The organism is Sphingomonas aerolata, from assembly GCF_023935825.1.
GTDB lineage: Bacteria > Pseudomonadota > Alphaproteobacteria > Sphingomonadales > Sphingomonadaceae > Sphingomonas > Sphingomonas aerolata.
On the sequence record NZ_CP098762.1, the window covers coordinates 1,876,410 to 1,899,872 of the forward strand.

Genomic DNA, 23,463 nt, shown 5'->3' on the forward strand with positions numbered 1-23,463 from the left:
AGTGCTGGACTGGAGAGCGAAGCATGACGATCGCCGCATCATCCCCCGCCGAAGATGCGGTCGCAGGAGGCGTGACCGGGCGTCCGACCGCGGTGCGATACCGCGTGATCGCGCTCATCTTCCTGATCACGTCGATCAACTATGCCGACCGTGCGACCTTCTCGATCGCGGGGTCTGCTGCATCGACCGAACTCGGGCTGTCGTCGGTACAGACCGGCTTTATCCTGTCCGCCTTCGCCTGGGCCTATGTCCTCGCGCAGATCCCCGGCGGGCTGCTGCTCGACAAGTTCGGTACGAAGCGCGTCTATGCTGGTGCAATCCTCGCTTGGTCGCTGTTCACGGCCACACAGGGGCTGACCGGGGTGATCGCGGGCGTGTCCGCAGTTGCCATGCTGTTTGTGCTGCGGTTTCTCGTCGGCCTTGCCGAGGCGCCGTCGTTTCCTGGCAACGCCCGCCTCGTCGCCGCCTGGTTTCCCGGTGCCGAGCGTGGCACCGCGTCGGCGATCTTCAATTCGGCGCAGTATTTCTCGCTCGTCGCCTTCGCCCCGCTGATGGGCTGGCTGGTGCACAGCTATGGCTGGCGCGCGGTGTTCTGGGTGATGGGCGCGATCGGCCTGGCTGCGACGGCACTGTTCGTCCGCTACATCCACAGCCCGGTCCGCCATCCGAAGATCAACGCCGCCGAACTCGCGCATATCGAGGCGGGCGGCGGGCTGATCCGGATGGAGGATGCTGCCAATCGCCCGCAGGCCTTCTCGTGGACGAACCTGCGCCAGCTGCTCGCGAACCGGATGCTGCTCGGCATCTATCTCGGCCAGTATTGCATCAACGTGCTGACCTATTTCTTCGTCACCTGGTTCCCGATCTACCTGGTCAAGGAACGCGGGCTGAACATCATGGAAGCCGGCTTCGCCGCCGCCGCACCAGCGCTGTGCGGCTTCGTCGGCGGGCTCGTCGGTGGCTACACGTCCGACCTGCTGCTCAAGCGCACCGGCTCGATCGACATCGCGCGCAAAGTGCCGCTGGTGTTCGGGATGCTGCTGGCGACGCTGATCATCGCCTGCGTGTTCGTCGAGGGGGAATGGCTGGTCGTCACGCTGATGGCGGTTGCGTTCTTCGGCAAGGGCGTCGCGTCGCTCGGTTGGGCAGTGATGTCGGACGTCGCGCCAAAGCAGCTCGCCGGGCTGACCAGCGGGGTGTTCAACATGTTCGGCAACGTCGCCGGGATCGTCACGCCGATCGTCATCGGCTTTATCGTCGGCGCTACGGGCTCGTTCGATTGGGCGCTGGTGTTCGTTGGCGCGCATTGCCTGCTCACGATCTTCTCGTTCCTGGTGATCGTCGGTCCGATCCGCCGTGTCGAGCTGGCCGCATGACCGTCGATCGACGTACGCTGCTCGGGGGTGCCGCGGCCGCACTCGCCACATTGCCTGCCGCCGTTCGTGCGGCGCCAGCGACGTTGCGGGTTACAACGCCTATGGCAGCGCCGGAATGGGCCGTCCTGCAACGCCGCTTGCTCACTGCCAATGCCGAAGCCTGCGAAGCGTTCTACGCAAAGTATATCGACAGTCGCGGCTGGCTGCGCGTGTTCGAGCGCTGGGGTGCGAACGATGGTCCCGACGATGCGGCGGAAGCAACGAACGACTGGGCGATCCTGCACGCGCTGGGCGGTCCCGATCGTATCCGCGACCTGTACGCACGGGCGTGGGAGGGTCACCTCAAGCAGTTCACCGCCGCGCGCACGGTCGACGTGCCGATCGCACGCAAGGGGATGTATTTTCGCGAGTTTCCTGTCCAGATGGACTGGCAGCACAATGCGGAAGGGCTGACGACCTTCAACATGATGGGGCTGTCCGGCCCGCGCGACCTGAAGCTGATCGAGCGCACGCGTCGCTACGCCGACTTCTACACCGGCCGCGATCCGACCACACGCAACTACGACCCCAAGCTGCGGATCATGCGCAGCCTGATGAACGGAAGTCGGGGGCCGATGCTGCGCCGCGCGACCGAGCTCGACTGGGCGGGCGATCCGTTCGCCGCCGGCGAACGCTTCCACATGGAACACGGCGAGACGACGTACGCGCAGACGCTCGCGCATTATGCCGACTATGGCGACGTCGTCGGCGACAATCCGCTCAACCTTCAGGCGACGACGATAGGGCTCAACGCGTATGCGCTGGGGGCAGGGGATCGATACCGGACCTGGGCGCTCGACTATCTCGACGCGTGGGTTGGCCGGGCAAAAGCGAACGGCGACATCATCCCCAGCCGCGTCGGTCTGGATGGCATCGTCCCGCGCGACTGGTGGAGTGGCGTCTATGGCTGGGGCTTCTCGCCGATCGTGCCGCAGACCGGCAAGCGCGAGAACCGCAACCGCATACCCCGTTCGATCACCGCGTTCATGACCGGCACGCTGCTGACCGGCGATCAGCGCTATATCGACGTCTGGCGCCGCCAGACCGCGCGGATCAATGCACAGGCCAAGACGATCGGCGGTGTGCTGTCTACGCCGACGATGCACGGTGCGGACGGCTGGTATGGCTGGCAACCTGGTCCGTTCAAGACCAACGGCTTCGAGATATGGTACATTTCGCAGGCGCCCGCCGACCGCGCGGCTGCCGGCGATCATCCGTGGGTGAGCTTCCTCGAAGGCAAGAACCCGAGCTACGCCGTAACCGCGTTGCGCGCGGACCTGAAGGCCGTCGCCGACCGGGTCGCTGCGCGCGTGTCCGATCCGACGACGCCGGAAACCCGGCTCGCAGACTGGCCGATCGACATTAACCCGGCCAACGTCACCAGCCTAGTCCAGCTGATGACCGGCGGCCTGCACATTGCCCGCCCGTCCTGGTCGAAGACTTCGCCATCGCAAGGCGGCGTCCCGCTCCACTGCCGGCTCCGCTATTTCGACGCGGATCGCAAACGCGCCGGCGTGCCGGAGGACGTCACTGCGCTCGTGCATACGCTGGGCGACACGACGACCGATGTGACGCTGGTAAACCTGAGCAACAGCCAGCCGCGGACGGTGGTGGTGCAAGGCGGCGCCTATGCCGAGCACCGGATAGACGCTGTGACGATCGACGGCCGCACGACCGACGTCGCCGGCGCCGCGGTCACGATCCGGCTCGAGCCCGGCGCCGGTGCGCGCTTGAGCCTGCGCATGCGCCGCTACGCCAACCGCCCGACGCTCGCCTTTCCGTGGGACCGCTAGCCGCCCGGCTTGATATACGGCGCAACCGCGAACAGCAGGCGTTCCTCGCGCCGGGGATCGTCTTCCATCCGCACTGCCCGATCGAAGATCATCGTCGAGCGTCGCACCAGATCATAGTGACGCCAGATCGGCACGCTCGCACAGTTCGGATCGCCGGTCCGCGCCATCGCGATGAACGCATCCGCCATCCGCCCGGCCAGCCGTCTCGCCTCCGGCCCATCACCCGTCCGCGCGCTCGGCTGCTGCGTATTGTCGAACACTAGGCCGATATCGAGCGTATGGAACGCGCCGAGCACGCCGCCCGCCTCCGGCGAAGGAAAGTCGAGCTGATACATCCAGGTCGGCGCACCGATCTTCGCGCGTTCCTCGGCCTGGATCAGATGCCCGGGCCAGGACCGACCCGCGGTCGATGCCGCCAGCAGGATCTGCCCCGGCGTCCGATCGGGATAGAGGTCGCGGTAGCGCGCGATGACGTGATCGGGGGCGAGGTCCTTGGTCATCTCCCGCACCAACCGCGCGGGTAGGTTCTCCCAACTCGTGTCGCCGCGCTTCAGGATTTCCCCAATCCACAACCCGGTCTCGTCATGCGTATTGCCGACGATCAGCGGGATATGCGCCGCCTCGCGCGGGGCGTCGGGAAAGAACGGATGACGCGTCAGCACATGATGATCGAGCGTTGAGGTAAAGCTGATCTCACCCTTGCCTTCGATCGGATCGGTCGTCGCCATCGCCTCGACCAGCCGATTGATCGGCAGCACCTTCAGCGTCGGAAAGTCGCTCGCGCCCGCCTTCGCCATGAACGCCCGCGACCGGATCGTCGCGTGGTTCGGCCCGGCCGCCGTAACGTGCTGGCCGCTCATCGTCGCGGCGGCGTGAAACAGCGGGCGCGCCTCCGCCATCGCCATCAGCGTGACGATCTTGGCGCCACCACCCGATTGGCCAAACAGCATCACTCGCCCCGGATCGCCGCCGAACGCCGTGATGTTGTCGCGCACCCATTGCAGCGCGAGGACGATGTCGAGATTGCCGACGTTCCCCGACTCCGCCGGCCCGCCAAGCTGCGCGAGATACGCGTAGCCGAGCGCCGCCAGCCGGTGGTTCAAGGTAACGACCACCACGTCGCCGCGCCGCACAAGATTGCCGCCATCGTACAGCGGATCGGACCCGGACCCGTGCGCATGCGCGCCGCCGTGGATATAGACCATGACCGGCCGGCGCGACGCGTCGAGCGCAGGCGTCCAGACGTTGAGGAACAGGCAATCCTCGCTGGTCGCCTCGGTCGCCTTGGTCTGTGGCGAGGCTGCGCCGTAGTGCGTCGCGTCGGCAATGTCGTTCCACGGCGTCGGCGGCACCGCATGCGCAAACCGCCGCGCCCGCGTATCCGCGCCGTAGCGCACCCCGCGAAAGACCAGCACGTCCCGGTCGACCGTCCCGCGCACCCGCCCGTATCGCGTCGTCGCGACGGGGCTCGCCGGTGTACGCGCAGCAACCAGCGCCGGTGTCGCTACGAGCCCGGCGAGCACCGCGCGCCGGTCGATCACGCCGCGGTTTCGGCGCACAGTCGCCGCATCGGCTCCAGCGCCGGGTTACCGTTGTCGCGCCGCCACGCCATGTGCAGCTCGACCGGCTTCTCGGGCTCGGTCGCAAGCCGGCGGAACTGCACGTCGTTCATGTGCAGCCCCGATGCGGATTCCGGCACGATTGCCGCGGCGAGGCCGGCATGGACGAGCCCCAGCATCGAATGGATCTGCGTCACGTGCTGGACATAGTGCGGCGACACGCCGGCCGCGTCGAACAGCCCGATAAGCATCTGGTGGAAATACCCCGCGCCCTGCCGCGCATACATGATCAGCGGCAGGCCATCGAAATCACCCAGTTCGAGCACCGCCTTCGCCTGTCGCGGATCCCCCGCGGGTAGCGCGACGACGAGCGGCTCGACCTGTACGCAGACGGTGTCGAACTCGTGACGATCGAGCGGCGGCCGCACGAAGCCGATGTCGATCAGCCCGGTCAGCAGCGCATCGACTTGGTCGGTCGTCACCATCTCGCGCAGTTCGAGGTCGATATTGGGCAGGCTCGCTCTCGCTTGCGCGACGATCTGCGGCACCAGATTATACCCCGACACCGCGGTGAAGCCGATCGCTACGCGTCCCGCATCGCCCTTCGCCACGCGCCGCGCCGACAGCGCCGCACTCTCCGACAGCCGGACGATCCGCCGCGCCTCGATCAGGAACACGCGACCGGCGGGCGTCAGGCTCACCTGCCGGCTGGTGCGTTCGAGCAGCGTCACGTCGAGGATCCGCTCGAGCAGCTGGATTTGTCGGCTGAGCGGCGATTGCGTCATGTTCAGGCGCTGTGCCGCGCGCCCGAAATGGAGTTCCTCGGCGGCGGCGACGAAGCAGCGAAGCTGGCTGAGTTCGAACATCATCGCCGCACTATCCGTCGGTTTTCGCCCGCTGTCACGCCGCCTTGGCAAGAGCGGTGGGGGCGACCTTCTCGATCAGCACGCGGAGCCGCTCGTCCTCGGCTGCGGACAAATCGGTCAGCGGCGAGCGCACCGGCCCGGCATCGCGGCCGACGACACGCATGCCCGCCTTGACGATTGACACCGCATAACCGCGGCCCTGGTTGCGCAGCGTGATGTAGGGCAGCACGAAATCGCGCAGCTGGTTCAGCACCTCGACCCGGTCGTCGGCGCGCACGGCCTTGTAGAACGCCAGCGCCCATTCGGGCAGGAAGTTGAAGATCGCCGACGAATAGGTCGTGACGCCCATCGTTAGATACGGCGTCGCGAACGTTTCGGCGGTCGGCAAGCCGCCGATATAGGTCAGCCGGTCGCCCATTCGCGCATAGACGCGCGTCATCAGCTCGATGTCGCCGACGCCGTCCTTGAAGCCGACGAGGTTGGGATTGCGGTCGCACAGCCCGGCCAGCGTATCGTCGTCGAGGATCGCATTGTCGCGGTTGTAGACGATCACGCCTAGCCCGGTCGCCTTGCAGACCGCCTCGACATGCGCGGCAAGCCCCTCCTGCTTCGATCCGACCAGATAGGGGGGCAGCAGCAACAGGCCGTCCGCGCCGGCCTTCTCCGCATCGCGTGCGATCCCGGTGGCGATCGCGGTGCCGTAGCCACAGCCCGAGATCACCGGCAGACGTCCGCCGGCTTCGGCCACCGCGGCGCCGACGACCTGCGCGACTTCGGCTGGCGTCAGCGAAAAGAACTCGCCCGTGCCGCCCGCCGCGAACAGGCCGGACAGTTCGTGCTCGAGCATCCAGGCGCAATGCTTTCGATACCCGTCCTCGACGAACGCGCCGTCGGCATCGAAATGCGTGACGGGAAACGACAGTAATCCGCCGCCAAGGCGCTGCGCCATCTCAGTCGGGCTCATGGTCGTCATAACGTGCATCCCCTCGATCGTTTGGTCCGCGCTCGTGTCGCAGCCATGTCGAGGATCTTGGTAGGTTGCGTGGCCGTGCGGGTCCAAACCAAAGGCGCGCTCGATCAATGCGCGTAGTAGCTCGATCTCGTTGGGGCATGATCTTCCTACCGCGCGAGGCTTGGTAGTATGTGAATTCGATCGCAATCTTGACACTATTTATCGGTGGAATCGAGACCGGACGACAACCCACGGATGGTCGGGCAATCGGCGTTCCCAAATATGTCACTTCACGACTGCCATGGCTGTTTGTCTTCCATGTGGACCGTACAGAAAGCGGAGCGAGTTGACGTCCAACCAAATAAACGAATGGCCAACGTAGGAAAGCGGGAAAGACCGCGCGAATGTCGGTGTAATCTTGTTTTGAGGACCGCTGCCGCCTTTCGTACAAATATGAACCAGCGTCCGAAGTTGGGAAGTGAGGGAAGAGGCCTGAACGTCTGCTTGTGGGTCGAAGCCGATAAAGCCGTGACGTTTCCGGTCTAGCGAGGCTGTTGACCGGCCGGCCCAATTGCTCCCAATCGCGGCTCATTCTGGCGCTCAGCAGGTGGCAGGCGCTGCATACTGGACCAGATCATATGGTCCGCCATAACGCCGACGATGATTGCAACCGCGTAGGCGACCAGGTCCCATAGCGAGAACACGCGCCCAAGGAGCAGCTTGCCGGGCAAGGTCAGCCGAAAGGCGTCGAGCAGCGGCGTGTGATAGAGCTTGAAGACTTCGACGCAAAACGCGATCGCGCTCGATACGAGAGCGCTGCGCATGAGCTGCCAAAGCGGGCGAACGGACGAAACGATCCAGTAGATCATGAGCGCCCACATCAGCGATCCGCCATGTTTGACGAAGGCGTGCGGGAGCCCGAGCGGCGCCAGCCTGATCGTGAGACCAGTCGCGATGGTGGCGACGATCATCAGCGCCGATAATGCGACCGGCCTTCCTCGCACGATCTACGCCTTCCGCGTTGGCACGGCGGCGCATGCCGGCAGCGTGACGAGGAAGCCCGCGCCTCTGCCGTCGTCCCGGTCGAGCAATATCATGCTGTGATGCGCATGGAGCAGCGAGCGGATGATTGGCAGCCCTAGCCCGGTGCCGCCCGATGTACGACGGCTGGTGAAGAAGGGTTCGAAGATGCGGTCGCGATCGCCGGCAGGAATGCCTGGGCCGTCGTCCCGGAACGCCAATTCTACAAAACCGCCCGCTGCCCGTGCCGCGATTGAGACCCGGGATGCGGCAGCCTGTCGGCTGTTCTCGATTAAGCCGGTTAGCACCGTCTCGATCACCGCCGACGGCACAGCGACGCTCGGCAGCGCCGCGGCCGGTTCCGGCACGACGTTGAAGTCGGCACCAGTGAAGGCATCCGCCACACGGCGCATGACGTCGGACAGGTCCGTGGCGGCGCCCTCTACAACCTCGGCCATATCGGCGCGGGCGAGGTCGAGCAGGCGACTGACGAGCTGGTTCAGGCGCGCCGCATCCGCGCCGATGTTGGCGAGGAACCGTTCGCGATCTGCTGCGCCCATGTCGGAATGGTCCTGGAGCAACTCGACCGCACCGCCGATCCCGGCCAAGGGCGTCTTAAACTCATGGCTGACCGCGTGCGCGAAATCGCGCAGGTAGCGGGAGCGCCGTTCGATTGCCTCGGCCATTACGCCGAAGTCTTGGTAGAGCGCTTGGATCTCGACGGCGGCGGTGGTCGGGGCAGGCGGCACCGAACCCCCGCCGCTCGCGACCGCCCGCGTCGCGTCGCCCAGCGCCTCGACTGGCCGGACGATGCCGCGCGAAAGCAGCCCGCTCAGAACGACCAACGTCGCGAAGATCAGCACGATGCCGAGCGCGATCTTGCCCCGATCCTCGTAGATCCCAGCAAGCAGCACGCGCGGGGAGCGTGACAGCAACAGCACGCCGATGACGCGCCCGTCGGCGACGATCGGGTGGGCGTGGTGGATGCGCAGGTCCGACGCCCGGCTCAACCATTCGAGCACGTAGTGCTGCCGGTAGGCGCCATTGCGGCGGAGCGTCGTCGCCCGCTGGCCGTCCAGCGCCGATCGCACCTCTGGCAGATCGGCGTAGGAGGCTCCCGTCTGTGAACCAACGAGGATGCGGCCGTTCGCGTCGAGCAGCAGGATCGATGCCAGCGTAGTGCGCGAGGTCAGCTGCAGGACTGGCCGCATATGATGGCCCCAGACGAGCGTTGCGCGCCCCTCCGGTCCTGCCGAGGGCCGGGGCTCGGGTCGCTCCGGCAGGATGCGCGTCATGCGCAGATCGACCGACGGCGGCTGTGGGACAATCTGCTGCGGCAGCGCGCGCGCGTGAACGCCCGGCCATTCGACGATCGCCGCAGCCGCCAGTGCCGCGCTCTGGCCGACCAGCTCCGCTTCCGTCTGGCGAACGAGTGAGTTCTCGTAGACCCGCAGGAACAGCGCGCCGACGCCCGGCAGCGCGGCCACGAACAGGAAGGTAAGCAGCAGGATCGTCCGCAGACGCAGCCGTGGCCAGTGGTGGCGGACGACGCTTTTAACCCGCTCGATCATCCGGCGCCGCACACCCCGAGACGATAGCCAATGCCGGCGCGCGTCTCGATCACGTCCTGGGCGCCTACGGCTGCGAACTTGGCGCGCAAATTGCGCACGTGGCTGTCGATGGTGCGATCGGTGATGGCAAAACCAGGGCCATGCAGCCGGTCGATGAGCGCATCGCGGCTGAACACCTTGGATGGCATCGTCACGAGCGTGCGGAGGATGCCGAATTCGGTGGCGGTCAGCGGCACCGGCTGATCCGCCCAGCTCGCCTGCCAGCCATCCGGGTCGAGATGCAGGCGGCCATGGCGGAGCGGCGGGGCGGCATCGGCGACCGCCGGCGGACGCCCCGCCGTGCGGCGCAGGATCGCCATCACCCGTGCAACGACCTCGCGTGGGCTGAACGGCTTGGTCACATAATCATCCGCGCCGAGCTCGATGCCGAGCACGCGGTCGAGCTCGTCGTCGCGGCTGGAGAGGAACAGGATCGGAAGGTCGCTCCGCGCGCGTAAGCGGCGGCACGTCTCGATCCCGTCCATCCGCGGCATGTTGATGTCGAGCACGACGAGATCGGGCGCATGGCTCTCCACCGCGGCCAGCGCTGCCTCGCCATCCTCAGCCTCGATCGTGTCAAGCCCGGCCTTGGCGAGCGCGAAGGCGAGAAGCTGTCGGATGTGGGGATCGTCGTCGGCGATCAGGATCGTGCGGGGCATGGGACACTGGATCATGGCTGGCGCTCGCGCGGTCAAGGCTGGGCCGGCGGTGCCGGATGTTCGATCGAGCCGTCGCAGTTGCGCCATGCAGGCTGCTCCACCGCCAGCGGTCGAGCAGGGTTGGGCCCGAGCATCGCCGTCGCCCGGGCCAGGCGACGCGCGCCACGGGGCGTCCACTCCGTCCAGCTGTCCTGCCGGGCCGACAGGTCGGTGAAGATCAGATCGCGAGCGTAGCGCACGCGGTCGCGTGTCACCGCATCCATTCGACGGTGCTCCAGCGCGATCAGCGGCAGCAGCGCCCCATCGCCGACCTGACCGATATAGCAGAGGTCGATCGCTGCCGGTGCCTGCTGGCGAACGTTCCACGATGCCGCGAGCGCGCCCAAGTCGACGAAGCTGCACACCGTCAGCACGACCGCAGCGGCGAACGCGTTCCAGTTGATCAGCCACCGCGCGCTGCGCCCGCGCAGGATGCGCCAGCAGATCAGCACCAGCCCAAGCGCCACCAGCGCCATCCATGCAAACGCGGCGATGCGCCACGCCGTCAGCATCGAGGCTTCGATATAGTCGATCGTCCGCAGTATGCTGGAGGCGACCAGAACCAGATTCTGCACCACCCACAAGGTCACGAGCCGTCGTACCCAGGGGTGGTGCGCGCTCGCGCTGCCCGGGCGAAGCATCGCCAGCGCCATCACGCCGGCGATCAGTGCGGTGCCGATCAGCGGATAGGCGCCGCGATGCACGTATTCGGTCTGGGTCATGCCGGCAGGCAACGCTCCGCCACTCCACAGGAACGCAATGTCCAGCGCGTTCTGAACGGCGAAGATCGCGTTGAATAAGGCAAGCGCGATCAGAACCGACGGCAGCGACGTTCCGGGCAGCACCGGCTCCGGATCGGGCAGTCGAGCCGCCAGACGCATCACGGAGCGATGCGGCCGCAGGCTCGGCCAGACGCAAACCGCTACAAAAATCCACAGCAGGATTTGCCATACCGACGGCAGTCGAATCGCCGCAAGGGTCTGCGCGATCAGTGGATTAGCGGCGGCGAACAGTGTGACGAACAAGGCGCCGCCCACCAGCGGCAACCCTAGCACTGCCATGACGGAGCCAGCATTGGCGCGCTTGCGTTGCCTGGACCGCCCGAACCGCCGAAGATCGGCGAACGGCTTGCCGATCCCCCCAACTGCATGGATCACTAGGCGCGCACCCCAATGCCAGGCATCGTCGAAGCCACTGACCTTTGGCAGCAGCACGGCGACGGAGAGCGCACACCAGAAGAGGGCCCAGGCAAGCGGCCCCGGATCGTCGAACAGCGACCCCGTGAAGAGCGCCGCGACCGCAAGTGCGATCCATGCGCGCTTGTTCCGCCTGACATCGCCCCTGCCCAGAACGAGGCCCATCAGCCAGACGCCCGCGAACCCACCGATGCGGGCGCCCGAGAAGCTATCAGGGAACAGCCGATCGAACAGCACCACTAGGGCGATGACGATCGCAATCTTGCAGAGAAAACTAAAACGCACGATCCGCTCCTGCCGTTTGGAGCGGTTGATCTAAGGGGAGGGTATGGAAGGATGATCGCGGCTATCGGGAGTCCTGAGGGAGAAAATGTGCAGAACCAGTGCAGCAGGTCGGTCATGATGCCGGTCTTTTCTGCCGGCGAAGTTAATCCGAACGACAATGAGGCGGGTGATCACACCGGGCAATGATGGAACCTAAACAAAAGTCCGGTTTCGGCAAGCAGCCAAGGCGCGCTGAACGTCCAGAATTGGGTCGTCAATATGGGTCAGCCCCGCCGGGCTGCTGGCGTCGGCTCCCGACCAACATACGCCGTTCGTTGGGAGGTGCGGGAACATCGGCTTGTGCCAAGATCCGCCGTTAGGCGGACATCACCCTTCCGGGCTGCAACGCACACCAATTTCAGTCGTTCGCCGCCGACATTCTCAATCCTGAGAACTGCCGATCGTTGATGTCGCCACCACGCGGACAATGGTTGTCAAGTACCGGCGAAAAACTGACCTTGCGAGCGCGGGTGTGATCACCCGCGCTCGTCTCACCTCAGACAGGCTTGGCGCCAGCCGTGCCGCATTTTGCAAACTTGCCATTCGCGCTCTTGCAACGGGCCGGCTTGGCCGGTGCTTTGGGCGGGCATTTCGTGAAGCGTCCCTTGGCGTCTTTGCACGGTGCGGCGAATGCAGGCGCCCCACCGGCAATTAACGACAAAGACGCGGCAGCGACGAGCAGGGTACGCATGTGGCCAATCCCCAAGCCCTTGATGGGCAAGGCGATGCTATGCCGACCGCGGTATCGGTCAACTAACAAAGCCTTCATCACATTCGCGGAGCTTTCTGCCGGTTGTGCGTTGGTCACCAACAACACTGAGAGGTTGCCATGACTGACGAGAGCACGCCGAAGCCTAACGAAAATGTCCGGGTAAAATCCAAGGACGCCAACCCAGCCGACGACGGTTTCGGTAAAGGTGATGGTTACTCGGGCGACGAGTACGATAGCATGGACCATGCCGCGGAGCGTCACCTACAGAACCGGGACCGTGCGCCTGGTGTCGAGTCGGTCGAAAGGGATGACGGCAGGGATATTCCTCGCGAGGCTGGTAAGCGAGCATATATCGACAACAAAACGGGTGAAGTTCACGGCAGTGGGGCAAGCGCAGGTGGCGGTAATCCGGGTGAGGACATTGACCTCGACATGTCGCGAAGCGGGCCTGAGGAATAGCTATCCGACAGTATCTTAGGGACTAGCGACGGCAGCGCTCAGCGCTCCGTCGCGCAATTTTGCAGTCAGGCATCACCAAAGATCTCGACCCGCCGAAACGGGTCGAGGTTTGTCTTTACATGGACGCCAGCATCTCAATGTGATGCTGAACGGTTGGCGCGATGGTCGACGCGACCTGCTTTAGCGCGGGAGCCGAACCGGACGTGGCAAAACCCTGGTGAAGGGCAAGTGCCTGCTGGTGAGCAGTCTTCTGCTGCTTGACATAAAGTGCATCACGGGCTGGTCCTTTGGACGCCTTGAGCGCCGCGATATTCTTGCGGCCCATCGGGTCGAGCATCGGGGGCTTTGGCGTCAGGCCGGACTGCGTAGCTGCGGCCTTCACATCGGCAGTGCTTTTGTTGTGGTCGCTTACCATCATCGTAGCGAACTGCTTAAGCTCGGCGTTCTTCGTAGTGGCCATCACGAGATTGCTTGATTGGATCTCATATTGGTCCGACGCGCCAGCTTTCATGACATAGGTAGCAGGGGGTGGCACGCTTTGTGCCGCTACCAGTGTGGGGGTAGCGATCAGCGCTGCCGTGAGAATAAGCTGCTTCATAATCTTCTCCTACGCCTTGTATTTGCGTAAGTTGATAAGGGATCAGTCGATCATAGTGTTCCCTTATCGATCGACATCCCGTCCCCCTCTTAATCTTGATTTATACGATTCGAGGGTTCACGCCGATCACGTGACCGATCAGGCCGCTGGGGGTGCCGCGGATCTGAGTAATTCTTGCGAATGATGGCATGTTAGAACTGTGGTCTATCTTCTATTTTCTAGCTCAAAACGTGAAAATTCGCTGTGGGCAGAACGGCTAAGTGCGCTTGCGACTAAGTAGGATTCGTCAGGCCTATCATATGTGACTACGACTGGGTTGGGGGATCACATATGATCGACGAACTGGCTGCGGATGCTGCGCGCTTTGGCGATGATGACGAAATACGTCGCATTCTCGAGGAAGTGGCGGCACTCACGAGAATGGGATTTGTCGCGGTCGCGCGCGTAACGGAGGCGCGTTGGATTGCGTGCCAGGTGCTCGACCAAATCGACTTCGGTATGTCGCCGGGAGATGAGTTGCGCATCTCGACGACGATCTGCAACGACATCCGCGAGTCCGGCAATGCGGTAGTGATCGACGACGTCTCCGCCGATCCGCGTTGGAACAGTCACCCGGCGCCCGCGCTCTATGGCTTCAAGAGCTATGTGTCGCTGCCGATCATCCTTTCGGACGGCACGTTTTTTGGAACGCTGTGCGCGATCGATCCCCATCCGCGCAAGCTGGCGCGGGCGGACATGGTACCGACGCTCAAGCAATTCGCGGACCGCGTCGCGGGCATAGTGTCGCAGTGCCCTGCAATTCAGCCCCAAACGCCACGGACCATATCTACGTGAGAATGGGATCGTTGATTAACGCACCGCCGGACGCGGAGCGGGACGACGCACGATAAGCTGCATGCTGATCCACGGCAGCACATCTCATGTGAAAGGTAGCAACTTTACCTTCCTGTGCCCGTTTGCGAGCCCAGAGGAACATCACGATGGCACGATACTTCTTCAATACGGCTGACAACCGGCATGAGCCTGATAGTGAGGGGACCGAGTTGGCTGATCACGCGGCAGCGAGGAAGCATGCTATAATTTTTGCCGGCCAGATCATGCACGGCGAACCAGCTGTCTTATGGGACGGTCGAGATTTTGTCGTCGACCTGACGAACGAGCGGGGTCTGATGCTCTTCAGACTCACAGCTTATGTCACCAATGCGCCAGCCGGAGGCGATACGAAATAGCTAGTAGGCTGCGTTCGCAATTGCTGGTTTCGGGCGAAAAGTTGACCATAAGCCACTGCGTGCTGGCCGCCTGTGACACGAACGAACTGGTGGCGCCAATACACCCGGAGGTGTAATTGGCCGGACCCGGCAGACTGCATGACAATGAGGTAGCCGGTGTTTCCAACGCGCAAAGTTGATGCCATTATTAGTAGGGTCAAATAGACCGATCACAGAATGACATAATAGATGGTGGGGATTGTCATGAATCGGTTGAGCGTAGCTAGATTTTCGGCGGCATGCGCGATCACCCTCTCAGCTTCTTCCGTTGCCGCGCAGTCGGGAACCGACTTACGGCATGACAAAGCTGACATATTCGTAGCGAGGTATGCAGATTGTATTATACGGGACAAAAAGACAAGACTGGTAGCTAGCCAATTTGTCAAATCAATACCCAATACGGCAGAATACGTTGATTTGGCGTCAAAGGCGTCAAATTCTAAATGCCTTTCGGTTGACGCTAGCAGACCGGGCTCTGTTACGATGATGATAATCCAGCCGGACGTTTTTCGGGGTGCCCTGTATCCTGCACTATACCGCCTTCAATTCCGGAAGGCGCCAGATCTGGGCCTTATAAAAGACCTTCCCCCCCTCAAGTTAGCTGATGAGTTTAATGGTCCTGTTGCAGCACTGCCGGCCAGTTACCGCCCGGAACGTGCGCTCGGCGATTGCGTCGCTCGATCGTCACCGGTTGCTGCTCACGTTCTGCTAATTTCACGTCCATGGAGCTCGCAAGATACCGGTGCCACTGAGCAATTGAAGCCGGCAATTGCGTCATGTCTCGGTGAGGGCAAGACGATCAGCTTAACGCGGCGCGCGCTAAGGGCATATATTGGGGAAGCGATGTTTAAGCTCGTGTCCGCCTCCCCGAAGGCTTGAGCTTTCAGAAGCCGCAATGCCGAGCGACGCCACGCGGCAGTCTCCATCTGATCCTCTATCGCGCAGAGACAATTGGCGCTTCAGCAATGTCCGTCGTCCACGCCGGCGATCGCATCTCCGACCGCATCTTCCACTCGCGCTTGAAGCCCTGCGACGCCGTCACCGCAGTCCACGTCACGAATTTGCCATTGATTGCGTCGAGTGCGCCCATCAGCCGGTCTCGCTTGGCCGTATCCTCTTCGAACAGCGTGCGCGGCCATTCGTCCTCAGGAAGCATATCGTCGAGCATGATGCCGGCCTTCGTGTAGGCGTAACCATCCCGCCACGCCTTCTCAGCCGCGCGCCTGGCGGCCCCGATTAGTTCGAAGCTGTCGTTCGTCATGGGATGTAGGGTAGGCGCGGACACCGATATAAGGCTGCGTATTGTCGTACCGGGCGCGGGTGTAGGCAAGGCGGCCAATATTGCATCGTTCGGGATGACTTTCGGAAGCCATCGATTTCCAGGCAGTCATTTCGAACGACCGCTTAAACGGAAGGCAAGCGCTGCCGTGGAACCCGATGAATGAACGGCGGAAGTTGGGAGGCGGGGAAGGGCACCCGAACGGCGACTTATGGGTCCGCCCAGTCATCGGATAAGTCTTTTCCACCCAAGCCAGATACCGCTTATTGATGTCACCACACCGGCGATCGAGAACATCCAGATCAGTCCATCCCAGGCTGGCCGGTGCAATGTCAGCGTGTTCAGATCCCATTTGTGAAGGAGGTCGAATACCCAGCGGTACGCCCTCTGTCGTTCATCGACCTTCCGGAGAACTTCCCCGGTAGCGGGATCGATATAGAACCAAGTCTGTGCCGGATCGGCAAAACGCAGCCGCAACACTGGCAGACGCGGTAGCATGCCGACCGCATACCAGTATGCATCGGGCATCGTCAGGAGATCAACTGAGAGTAGCGGCGCGGGGCCCTCCAGATGACGTGCGGCCCTCACGATGGCCACCTCTGTAGTTTGGGATGGCGCGAGTGTTGCCGCATTCAACACTACTCGCCGCCCGTTGCGATAGGACAGCACGATGAGCGGGGTTCGCGCATAATCAGTCAACGCCGCTACAACCGCACCCTCGCCTGCTATGCGGAGCCGGTCGAGTGCTAGGTCCGGCATCGGATCAGATGCCTGATAGATCCGCACAGCCGCATCGTCTGGCTTCGTCCCGCGAAACAGATGGCCGGGATCGACCGACAGCCATCCGCTGAAGATCCAGGCGATCAGGAAGATACCACCCACCAGCCCCGCGACATGATGCCACAGCATCCAGCCGTCGTAGGGCGTCATTCGCCCGCCTTTGAAGCGCCGTGCGCCAATGCGGGTCCGCAGGATGCCGATCCACATCCCCGCAACCGCCGCGGCGATGCAGGGACCAGACGCCCACAGCACGACCTGACGCCAGATCGTTTGATCCCGTCGCAGAACCGTCGGATAGAGCCAGTGCGGCACCGAACCGAGCCAGTTCCAGAACCGCTCGCGACGGGTGGTCACTTGAACCACGGCGCCCGTATTCGACGACACATAGGCCTCCGTGCCGGACGCGTTGGCAAGCGCAACTTTCCAAAGTGGACGGTGTCGATCGAAGCCGCCAGCAACCGTCCACTGATCCCGGGTCAGCCGTTCTACGTGCTTCGTCGGTACGTTGCCAAAGCGGCCAGCGACCCGACCGGCGTAAAGAGCATCGACCGGTCGCAGGACAGTACCGCGACTGGCCGCGGAAGTGGTGTGCGTTCCATCCCACCCGGTCACGCGCCAAACAGGCGCGCCGTCGCGCATCTCGAGCAACAGCTCCTGCGGTAGCCGTCCGCCGTCTAGCGGGGGCGGCACGTTCACTGCTGCCCAGTCGATCGCCTCGCTCCCAACCAGCTTCTCGGCTGGCGAGAGGGAGGGATAGGGCACGTAGAGCATCACCAGCCCGGACAGAAACCACATGGCGAAGAACAGGCAGCTGGCGATGCCGATCCAGCGATGAATGAGGTACAGCCAGCGCCGGGCAGTCCTGCCAAGCCCCGGCCGCCTGAGGGCGTTAAAAGCTGGCACGAAGTGAAACGTCAACCGAGCGGGGACGGCCAAGGACCCACTGCTGATTGTTGTACGTGCTTAGCGCGTAGGCGCGGTCAAACAGGTTGTAGCCGTGGATATCGACGGCGAGGCGTGGCGTCACCGCATAAGAAAGCGTGGCATCGACCGTGGTGTAGCTGGGGACGCGGAAGCTGTTGGCATTGTTCGAATAGCGACGTCCAACATAGCGCAATCCGGCGCGTGCCTGAACCGCGTGCGTGGCGTTCCAGCGCAGCCAGAAATTGGCGAGCGTCTCGGGCACGTCCGGCGGGGTATTGCCGTTGAAGCTCGAGCCGCCTGAGATGAAGTCGTCGAACGTCGCGTCGAGCACGCTGCCGTTTGCATCGATCCCGACACCGTAAGGCAGATCGAGTGACACTGCGGCTTCGATGCCCCTGGCCGATCGCTGTCCCACCTGCTCGACCGGGCTCGTCGGGGTCAGTTGCGCCAGCAGGCGTTTCTTGACGATCCGGTAGGCGGCGAGGGTGGCGGTGCCGCGACCGTCGAGGAAGACCGCCTTGGCGCCGATCTCGAGCTGGTCGCCCACCGCGTTGCTGAACTGCACCTGCCCGGTCGAATAGGTGGTCAGCGTCCCCAGAGGATCCACGCCGGTGGCATATTGCGCATAGAGCGACACCGTCGGGATCGGTTGATAGACACTCCCGATCCGCCAGGTCACGTTGTGCAGCCGCTTGTCGAGCACGAATGTCTCGATGCCAGCGCCGTCCGGAAAGTTGATCGACCAGCGGCGGATCTTGTCGCGCTCGTAGCGCACGCCACCGACGATCGAGACGTGCGTGCCGAGCTTCAGCCGGTCCTCGGCAAAGACCGCATATTCGGTGGTCCGCGTCCGATAGCGCGGTGCGATCCCCTGGGTGTCGACGATCAGACTGGGATCGAACGCGAAGGGATCGACCTCGGAGACCTGGGGATCAGACCCGAAATTGTGCAAATAGGTTAGTTTGATGAGGTTGACGTCGAAGCCCACGACAAGGTCGTTGCTGACGCCATCGGCGATGCCCGTCTTGAACGTCACGCTGCCCTGATCGCCCCACTGCGTCTGGTCGTGGACGATCCCGGTCATGTCCGTCCTCAGTATGCGGCCGGGCGTACCGGTGTTGGCGCTGCCGTTGGAGCAGATCCCGTCTGCGGCGATCCAGCAATAGCTTTCGAGGTTGAGCCACGAGCGTTTCGACGTGAGGCGATAGGCCTGGTTGCTGACGGTGACCGCGTCGCTTGGCGTCCAGTCGACCTGCAGGCTGGTGCGGTTGTCGCGGTAGCGGATAAAGCCGTCGCGTGTGTTGTAGTTGCGGTCCCGGATGCGGTCGTCGAGCCGTCCCTCGATCAGCGGCGTGCCGAAATAGCGCATCGGCTTCTGGTCGCCGTAATCGTCCCGTGCGGTGACGACGAGCGTGTCGGTCGGTGCCCAGCGCAGCGTGCCCGACACGGCATGGCTGCGCGACTGGCCACGATCGACATAGCCGTCCGATCGGCGATAGCTGCCGTCGATGCGATAGGAGAGGCGCTCGGTGATCGGCCCGCCTGCGCCCGCCGCGACATGGAAGCTGTCCTGCGAGCCGTAGCCGATCTCGCCCTCCACGTGCGTCCGCTGCGTATCGGGTTTACGCATCAGGACATTCACCGCACCGCCCAGCGCGCCCTGGCCGTAGAGCACCGAGGCTGGGCCGCTCAGGATGTCGATCCGCTCGACCATCCACGGATCGGTCGGAAAGGTTATCGTGCCGGCAGCCGGGAACAGCCTTATACCGTCGATCAGCTGAAGCACGGATCCCTGGCCGCTGAAGCCGCGCGCGGCGAGCGCGGTGCCGCCATTGCCGGGGTTTCCGGCGTTGCTGATGCCCGGTGCGCGGCTCGTCGCGTCGATCACCGACAGGTCGCCGCGCGCGCGGATCGTGGCGCCATCGATGACCGAGATCGTCGCGGGGGTCTCGAGCGGCGTGAGGCCCAGGCGGCTGCCGGTCGCGTTCGGCGTGGTGAGCGTGTCGCGCGCCTGCTGGCCGACAACCAGAATGTCCTCATTGTCCGAGACAGGCAAAGACTGAGCGTTGAGCGGTGCTGCGAAAACAGGTGACAGCAAAGCCCCCGCCACCGCGAGGCGAGACAATAGGAATGGCATTACGGTAATCCCCGGGGCGTCGAGCGAACCCGGCAGGGACCTCCCGCGAACGGCCGACATCCGCGCCAGCCGGACGCCATCGCGACCGGCACGCATGCCCGTGCGGTCCCCACCGCACACGTCGTCGCTCGACGGAGTACCGTGCCGCGGCCACCCCCTGGGCCAGGCAAGAGCGACCAGACGCCGGCAGGTCTCCTGGCTCACAGGTCATCACACGATGCACGGCCTTCCCAGGCCTTTATGACAGAACGTCCGGCCCAGTGGCTGCCCCTCCCTGTGAAGGAAGAAGCGATATGCATCGCGCTCGCCGCTTACAGTTGCAGGGACAGCCTCGGCTTCGGGTGGCGAACCACCCTTACCGCGTTCCCTATTAAGCCCCTCTCGGGGCACCGACGCGATCATGCCGACCGTCTCCAGCGGAGCAGGTCAGCGGGGACGGTGTATCCTGACGAAGACGATCCGGCAATTGGTCGACGCGACGATCGCAAAAGTCCAAACGGAGTGTCGGTGCCCATTAACGAATGTCGGAAGTTGGGAAGCGACAGATGCGTCGAGAACGACCGGAATTGGGTCTTTGCGGATTCGGTGGGAAGGCGTCGCCGAGCTCGGCGTCGACCGGATCGATATCTTGTTCGGGCGCTCCAAGGATTGGTGGCGTATCGGCACCCGCTACGACCAGTAACCGACGGACTTGCTCTCCGCCGTCGGTCTCGCGGACACCGTCAGTTTGGCTATGATCAACGTATCATAACCTTAATGGCGCATCGCACCGATCAGAGCGAACAAGCGCCGTTGTTTGGGTCAGAAAATCAGACCCACAATGTCGCGTTGCCCTTCTGATGCGGTCTCGCCATTATAGCAAGGACCGGGGGAGAGTAGCGTGCGCAAAAGCATCTCGAGAGCGTGTGGTTTGGTGATGCTGCTCGGGTCGATTTCGGCAGCCGCTCAGCAATTGCCGCCCCCTGCTGATTCCTCGACCGCCGGAACGGCGCAAGGCGACGTGTCGGTCACCATCTACACCAACGACGTCGCCTTGGTGCAGGACATCCGTCCGCTGAACCTGGCGAGCGGGCGGGTTCAACAGAATTTCCCCGACGTGAGCGCAGCGATCCGACCGGAAACGGTGTCGCTGACCGTGCCCGATGCCGCGATCGTCGAGCAGAATTTCGACTATGACCTGCTCAGCCCGTCGAGCCTGATGGAGAAAGCGGTCGGCGAGACGATCACGCTGGTGCGGACCAATCCGGCCACCGGCGCGGAAACCCGCGATCGCGCGAAAGTTCTGGCGGTGAACGGCGGCGTGGTCATCGAAGTGAACGGTCATGTCGAGGTACTGCGCGACGACGGCCTGCCGGTGCGCGCGGTGTTCGACCGGGTGCCCGACGCGCTGCGGGCGCGCCCGACGCTGTCGGTGACACTGACCAGCACGCGCGGAGGAACCCGCCCGGCGACGCTGTCCTACCTGAGCCGCGGGCTCGGCTGGAGCGCCGATTATGTCGCGCTGTTCGACGACAAGAGCGGCACGGTCGATATCCAGGGCTGGGTAACGCTTAAGAATAGCAGCGGGACGACGTTCGCCAACGCCAAAACGCTGCTGGTCGCCGGCGAGGTCGGCAGCGCCGACGATGACGGCAGCGGCGGCTATGCGCGGCGTCCGCGCCGCCGAACGACGACACGCCCCGGCACCGAGAGCGCCGCGCGCGAGCAGCTCGGCGACTTCTACCTCTATCCGCTGGCCGACCGCACCACGATCGCCGACAAGCAGACCAAGCAGGTCAGCTTCCTCGATGCCAAGGGCGTGGCGGCGGGCGCGGGCTATCGGTTCGAGAATGGCTGGCTCGGCGGTTCGAACGAACCACGCAGCGCGCAGTCGGTGCTGCGGTTCAGTAACTCGGGTGCAGCAGGCTTGGGCGACGCGCTGCCGGCGGGGGTGGTCCGGGTCTATGTCCGCGATGCCCGCGGGCAGCCGCAGTTCACCGGCGAAAACCGGATCGAGCATACCCCGCAAGGGTCGACCATCGCGCTTCCCACCGGCGACGCGTTCGACGTGAAGGTGCAGCCCGTCACCGTGTCGCGCACGCGGCAGGGCGACAGCCGCTGGCGCACGGCGATGCAGTACAAGCTGACTAACGCCCGCGCCCGTCCGGTCACGGTCGAGCTCATCCAGGGCGGGCTCGACTGGAACGACGTCCGGGTCGTCGAGGACAGCGCGAAGGGTGAACGTCGCACCGCCGGCACGCTGGCGTGGCAGGTATCGGTGCCGGCCAATGGCAGCACCACGGTGACGGCGACCTTCGACACGCGCTACTGATGCGCCATCTGCTGCTCCTGGCGGTCGCGCTGCTGGCGGGCAGGGCGGAGGCGCAGACGACCGTCACCTCGTCCGCGCCGGACCGCGTCTCGCTCACGGTGTACCGGGCACCTTATGGCCGCGGGGCGATGACCCTCCAGTATCTCGGTGGCTTTGCATTGGTGACGGAGACGCGTCGCGTCCGGCTGCCGCGCGGACCGGCGGTTCTGCGGTTCGAGGGCGTGGCGCAAGGGATCGTGCCGGTCAGCGCAGTTATCGACGGCCTGCCCGGCGGCACGATCGAGAAGAACCGCGACGCCCGCCTGTTGTCGCCGGCCTCGCTCGTCGACGGTACGCTGGGTCGTGACGTGACGCTGACCCGAACGGACAGGGCGACCGGACGACCGACCAGCGAGCCCGCGACCGTTGTCGCCGGCCCGGCACCGGGCGTCATCCTCCGCACGGTGACGGGGATCGAGGCTTTACGCTGTTCGGGTCTCGCGGAGCGGCTGGCGTTCGCCGGCGTCCCAGGCGGCCTGTCGAGCAAGCCGGTGCTGAGTGTAACGACCATCAGCCCGGCGGCGCGCACGGTCACGGTGCGTCTGTCCTATCTCGCGTCCGGGTTCGACTGGCGGGCGAGCTACGTCGCTGCGCTCGCCGCGAACGGGCGAACGGTCGACCTGTTTGCCTGGCTGACCCTCGCCAACAGCAACCCGGAAGTGTTCCCGAAGGCCGAGGTGCAGGCCGTCGCGGGCCGGCTCAACCGGGTGGCGTTGCCCGCGGTTCCGGCGGCGGCGGGCGGGCTGCGGCTGGTCTGCTATCCGCTCGGCACGACGACGTCGGATCTGCCCGAAACGGAGTTTGAGCCTGCCGACGAGATAGTGGTGACGGCGTCGCGCGCGATGGCGCCCCCCCCGCCGCCGATGATGGCGCCCCCGGCACCACCCCCGCCGCCGCCCCCTCCCGAAGATCTTGGCGATCTCAAGCTTTATCGCATACCGACGCCCACGACCGTCGCCGCACGCGCGCAAAAGCAAGTTGCTTTGCTCTTTCAAAAGGGCGTGCCGGTCGATCGTCGCTACCGACGCGCGGTGTATCCCGGCCAGCAGCTCGACGGCGTGCCGACGTCGATCGTGCTCGTGATGAAGAACGATATACCTGGCGGCCTGGGCGTGCCGCTGCCAGCCGGCAGCACCGCACTCTACGCCGAGCGGGCTGGCGGACGCCTGCTGCTGGGATTGGGCGCGGTCACCGACCGCACGGTTGGCGAGACGGTGCGCCTAGCGGCAGGTATCAGCAGCCAGGTTATGTTGACCCAGGCTATCGTTGCGTCGCGCGTGCCGGTGGCGGCTCCGGGGGAAGCATTGTCGCGAGAGGTCGTGCTGACGGCGACTAACGCCAACCCTTTTCCGGCGACGCTCGACGTCCCGATCGGAGCGGCGGGCCAGGCGATCGAGGCCGATGACAAGGCGCTCAACCGAACCGACGGGATCCTCACCTGGTCGCCGACCCTGCCGCCGGGCGGTCGCGCCATTTTGCGTTACCGTTACTGACCGGCCCGCTTCGACCTCCCAGGTCGGGCG

At 64.4% G+C, this 23,463-nt stretch carries 19 protein-coding genes and 1 riboswitch; of the genes, 7 read left to right on the forward strand and 12 right to left on the reverse strand.

Annotated features, from left to right (window positions below; genetic code table 11):
* The first annotated feature begins 23 nt into the window (after positions 1 to 23).
* On the forward strand, positions 24 to 1,376 hold the full coding sequence (locus NEF64_RS08705; protein WP_031396690.1) for an MFS transporter: 1,353 nt from the start codon (positions 24 to 26) through the stop codon (positions 1,374 to 1,376).
* Positions 1,373 to 3,208: a DUF8034 domain-containing protein gene (locus tag NEF64_RS08710; protein ID WP_252574844.1), complete on the forward strand. Its 1,836-nt coding sequence runs from the start codon at positions 1,373 to 1,375 to the stop codon at positions 3,206 to 3,208. The genes NEF64_RS08705 and NEF64_RS08710 overlap by 4 nt, the downstream gene beginning before the upstream one ends.
* On the opposite strand, the gene NEF64_RS08715 is transcribed toward NEF64_RS08710, so the two are convergent.
* From NEF64_RS08715 to NEF64_RS08750, 8 genes are all read right to left on the reverse strand, one after another.
* Positions 3,205 to 4,767 (reverse strand): carboxylesterase/lipase family protein, encoded by a 1,563-nt coding sequence (locus NEF64_RS08715; RefSeq protein WP_056405774.1) that lies wholly within the window; start codon positions 4,765 to 4,767, stop codon positions 3,205 to 3,207. The genes NEF64_RS08710 and NEF64_RS08715 overlap by 4 nt on opposite strands.
* A complete protein-coding gene (locus NEF64_RS08720) occupies positions 4,746 to 5,636 on the reverse strand; it encodes a LysR substrate-binding domain-containing protein (RefSeq protein WP_234387677.1) in 891 nt (296 codons plus the stop codon). Before NEF64_RS08720 ends, NEF64_RS08715 begins: the two co-directional genes overlap by 22 nt.
* A gap of 31 nt (positions 5,637 to 5,667) precedes the next feature.
* Positions 5,668 to 6,606, reverse strand: coding sequence for a 5-dehydro-4-deoxyglucarate dehydratase (gene kdgD, locus NEF64_RS08725; protein ID WP_031395377.1), 939 nt, complete (start codon positions 6,604 to 6,606; stop codon positions 5,668 to 5,670).
* 521 nt (positions 6,607 to 7,127) lie between these two features.
* Positions 7,128 to 7,556 (reverse strand): ribosomal maturation YjgA family protein, encoded by a 429-nt coding sequence (locus NEF64_RS08730; protein WP_081877687.1) that lies wholly within the window; start codon positions 7,554 to 7,556, stop codon positions 7,128 to 7,130.
* Positions 7,557 to 7,592: 36 nt separating this feature from the next.
* On the reverse strand, positions 7,593 to 9,176 hold the full coding sequence (locus NEF64_RS08735; protein WP_252574846.1) for a sensor histidine kinase: 1,584 nt from the start codon (positions 9,174 to 9,176) through the stop codon (positions 7,593 to 7,595).
* On the reverse strand, positions 9,173 to 9,874 hold the full coding sequence (locus tag NEF64_RS08740; RefSeq protein ID WP_192191698.1) for a response regulator transcription factor: 702 nt from the start codon (positions 9,872 to 9,874) through the stop codon (positions 9,173 to 9,175). The genes NEF64_RS08735 and NEF64_RS08740 overlap by 4 nt, the downstream gene beginning before the upstream one ends.
* A gap of 32 nt (positions 9,875 to 9,906) precedes the next feature.
* Positions 9,907 to 11,349 carry a DUF4153 domain-containing protein gene (locus NEF64_RS08745; protein ID WP_252574848.1) on the reverse strand — a complete coding sequence of 481 codons (1,443 nt, stop codon included), beginning with the start codon at positions 11,347 to 11,349 and terminating at the stop codon, positions 9,907 to 9,909.
* Positions 11,350 to 11,929: 580 nt separating this feature from the next.
* Positions 11,930 to 12,124 carry a hypothetical protein gene (locus NEF64_RS08750; RefSeq protein WP_082446655.1) on the reverse strand — a complete coding sequence of 65 codons (195 nt, stop codon included), beginning with the start codon at positions 12,122 to 12,124 and terminating at the stop codon, positions 11,930 to 11,932.
* A 138-nt stretch (positions 12,125 to 12,262) separates the two neighbouring features.
* Between NEF64_RS08750 and NEF64_RS08755 the strand changes: the two genes are divergently transcribed.
* A complete protein-coding gene (locus NEF64_RS08755; protein ID WP_156360268.1) occupies positions 12,263 to 12,604 on the forward strand; it encodes a hypothetical protein in 342 nt (113 codons plus the stop codon).
* A gap of 115 nt (positions 12,605 to 12,719) precedes the next feature.
* On the opposite strand, the gene NEF64_RS08760 is transcribed toward NEF64_RS08755, so the two are convergent.
* Positions 12,720 to 13,202, reverse strand: coding sequence for a DUF4142 domain-containing protein (locus NEF64_RS08760; RefSeq protein WP_056405771.1), 483 nt, complete (start codon positions 13,200 to 13,202; stop codon positions 12,720 to 12,722).
* Positions 13,203 to 13,532: 330 nt separating this feature from the next.
* Here NEF64_RS08760 and NEF64_RS08765 point away from each other — a divergent pair, with 330 nt between their 5' ends.
* Entirely contained in the window at positions 13,533 to 14,036 is a 504-nt protein-coding gene (locus NEF64_RS08765; protein WP_056405770.1) for a GAF domain-containing protein, read from the forward strand.
* Between the two features lie 146 nt (positions 14,037 to 14,182).
* Positions 14,183 to 14,431, forward strand: a complete 249-nt coding sequence (locus tag NEF64_RS08770; protein WP_056405769.1) for a DUF6894 family protein — start codon at positions 14,183 to 14,185, stop codon at positions 14,429 to 14,431.
* A gap of 973 nt (positions 14,432 to 15,404) precedes the next feature.
* Here NEF64_RS08770 and NEF64_RS08775 read toward each other — a convergent pair.
* The 3 genes from NEF64_RS08775 to NEF64_RS08785 form a co-directional block, all read right to left on the reverse strand.
* Positions 15,405 to 15,731, reverse strand: a complete 327-nt coding sequence (locus tag NEF64_RS08775) for a DUF4113 domain-containing protein (RefSeq protein WP_031394501.1) — start codon at positions 15,729 to 15,731, stop codon at positions 15,405 to 15,407.
* A gap of 243 nt (positions 15,732 to 15,974) precedes the next feature.
* Positions 15,975 to 17,447: a PepSY domain-containing protein gene (locus tag NEF64_RS08780; protein WP_235516310.1), complete on the reverse strand. Its 1,473-nt coding sequence runs from the start codon at positions 17,445 to 17,447 to the stop codon at positions 15,975 to 15,977.
* Entirely contained in the window at positions 17,419 to 19,590 is a 2,172-nt protein-coding gene (locus NEF64_RS08785) for a TonB-dependent receptor (RefSeq protein ID WP_252574850.1), read from the reverse strand. Before NEF64_RS08785 ends, NEF64_RS08780 begins: the two co-directional genes overlap by 29 nt.
* Before the next feature lie 168 nt (positions 19,591 to 19,758).
* Positions 19,759 to 19,999: riboswitch (cobalamin riboswitch) on the reverse strand.
* Between the two features lie 507 nt (positions 20,000 to 20,506).
* On the opposite strand from NEF64_RS08785, the gene NEF64_RS08790 reads away from it, so the two are divergent.
* Together NEF64_RS08790 and NEF64_RS08795 are read left to right on the forward strand one after the other, a co-directional pair.
* A complete protein-coding gene (locus NEF64_RS08790) occupies positions 20,507 to 21,901 on the forward strand; it encodes a DUF4139 domain-containing protein (RefSeq protein ID WP_252574924.1) in 1,395 nt (464 codons plus the stop codon).
* Positions 21,901 to 23,433, forward strand: coding sequence for a DUF4139 domain-containing protein (locus NEF64_RS08795; RefSeq protein WP_252574852.1), 1,533 nt, complete (start codon positions 21,901 to 21,903; stop codon positions 23,431 to 23,433). Before NEF64_RS08790 ends, NEF64_RS08795 begins: the two co-directional genes overlap by 1 nt.
* Positions 23,434 to 23,463 lie beyond the last annotated feature (30 nt).

What these genes read in the sequence shown, in the direction of transcription:
- NEF64_RS08705 (WP_031396690.1), top strand. Translation starts at nt 24, where the DNA reads ATGACGATCGCCGCATCATCCCCCGCCGAAGATGCGGTCGCAGGAGGC.
- NEF64_RS08710 (WP_252574844.1), top strand. Translation starts at nt 1,373, where the DNA reads ATGACCGTCGATCGACGTACGCTGCTCGGGGGTGCCGCGGCCGCACTC.
- NEF64_RS08720 (WP_234387677.1), bottom strand. Translation starts at nt 5,636, where the DNA reads ATGATGTTCGAACTCAGCCAGCTTCGCTGCTTCGTCGCCGCCGCCGAG.
- kdgD (WP_031395377.1), bottom strand. Translation starts at nt 6,606, where the DNA reads ATGACGACCATGAGCCCGACTGAGATGGCGCAGCGCCTTGGCGGCGGA.
- NEF64_RS08730 (WP_081877687.1), bottom strand. Translation starts at nt 7,556, where the DNA reads ATGATCGTCGCCACCATCGCGACTGGTCTCACGATCAGGCTGGCGCCG.
- NEF64_RS08735 (WP_252574846.1), bottom strand. Translation starts at nt 9,176, where the DNA reads ATGATCGAGCGGGTTAAAAGCGTCGTCCGCCACCACTGGCCACGGCTG.
- NEF64_RS08740 (WP_192191698.1), bottom strand. Translation starts at nt 9,874, where the DNA reads ATGCCCCGCACGATCCTGATCGCCGACGACGATCCCCACATCCGACAG.
- NEF64_RS08750 (WP_082446655.1), bottom strand. Translation starts at nt 12,124, where the DNA reads ATGCGTACCCTGCTCGTCGCTGCCGCGTCTTTGTCGTTAATTGCCGGT.
- NEF64_RS08755 (WP_156360268.1), top strand. Translation starts at nt 12,263, where the DNA reads ATGACTGACGAGAGCACGCCGAAGCCTAACGAAAATGTCCGGGTAAAA.
- NEF64_RS08760 (WP_056405771.1), bottom strand. Translation starts at nt 13,202, where the DNA reads ATGAAGCAGCTTATTCTCACGGCAGCGCTGATCGCTACCCCCACACTG.
- NEF64_RS08765 (WP_056405770.1), top strand. Translation starts at nt 13,533, where the DNA reads ATGATCGACGAACTGGCTGCGGATGCTGCGCGCTTTGGCGATGATGAC.
- NEF64_RS08770 (WP_056405769.1), top strand. Translation starts at nt 14,183, where the DNA reads ATGGCACGATACTTCTTCAATACGGCTGACAACCGGCATGAGCCTGAT.
- NEF64_RS08775 (WP_031394501.1), bottom strand. Translation starts at nt 15,731, where the DNA reads ATGACGAACGACAGCTTCGAACTAATCGGGGCCGCCAGGCGCGCGGCT.
- NEF64_RS08785 (WP_252574850.1), bottom strand. Translation starts at nt 19,590, where the DNA reads ATGCCATTCCTATTGTCTCGCCTCGCGGTGGCGGGGGCTTTGCTGTCA.
- NEF64_RS08790 (WP_252574924.1), top strand. Translation starts at nt 20,507, where the DNA reads ATGCTGCTCGGGTCGATTTCGGCAGCCGCTCAGCAATTGCCGCCCCCT.
- NEF64_RS08795 (WP_252574852.1), top strand. Translation starts at nt 21,901, where the DNA reads ATGCGCCATCTGCTGCTCCTGGCGGTCGCGCTGCTGGCGGGCAGGGCG.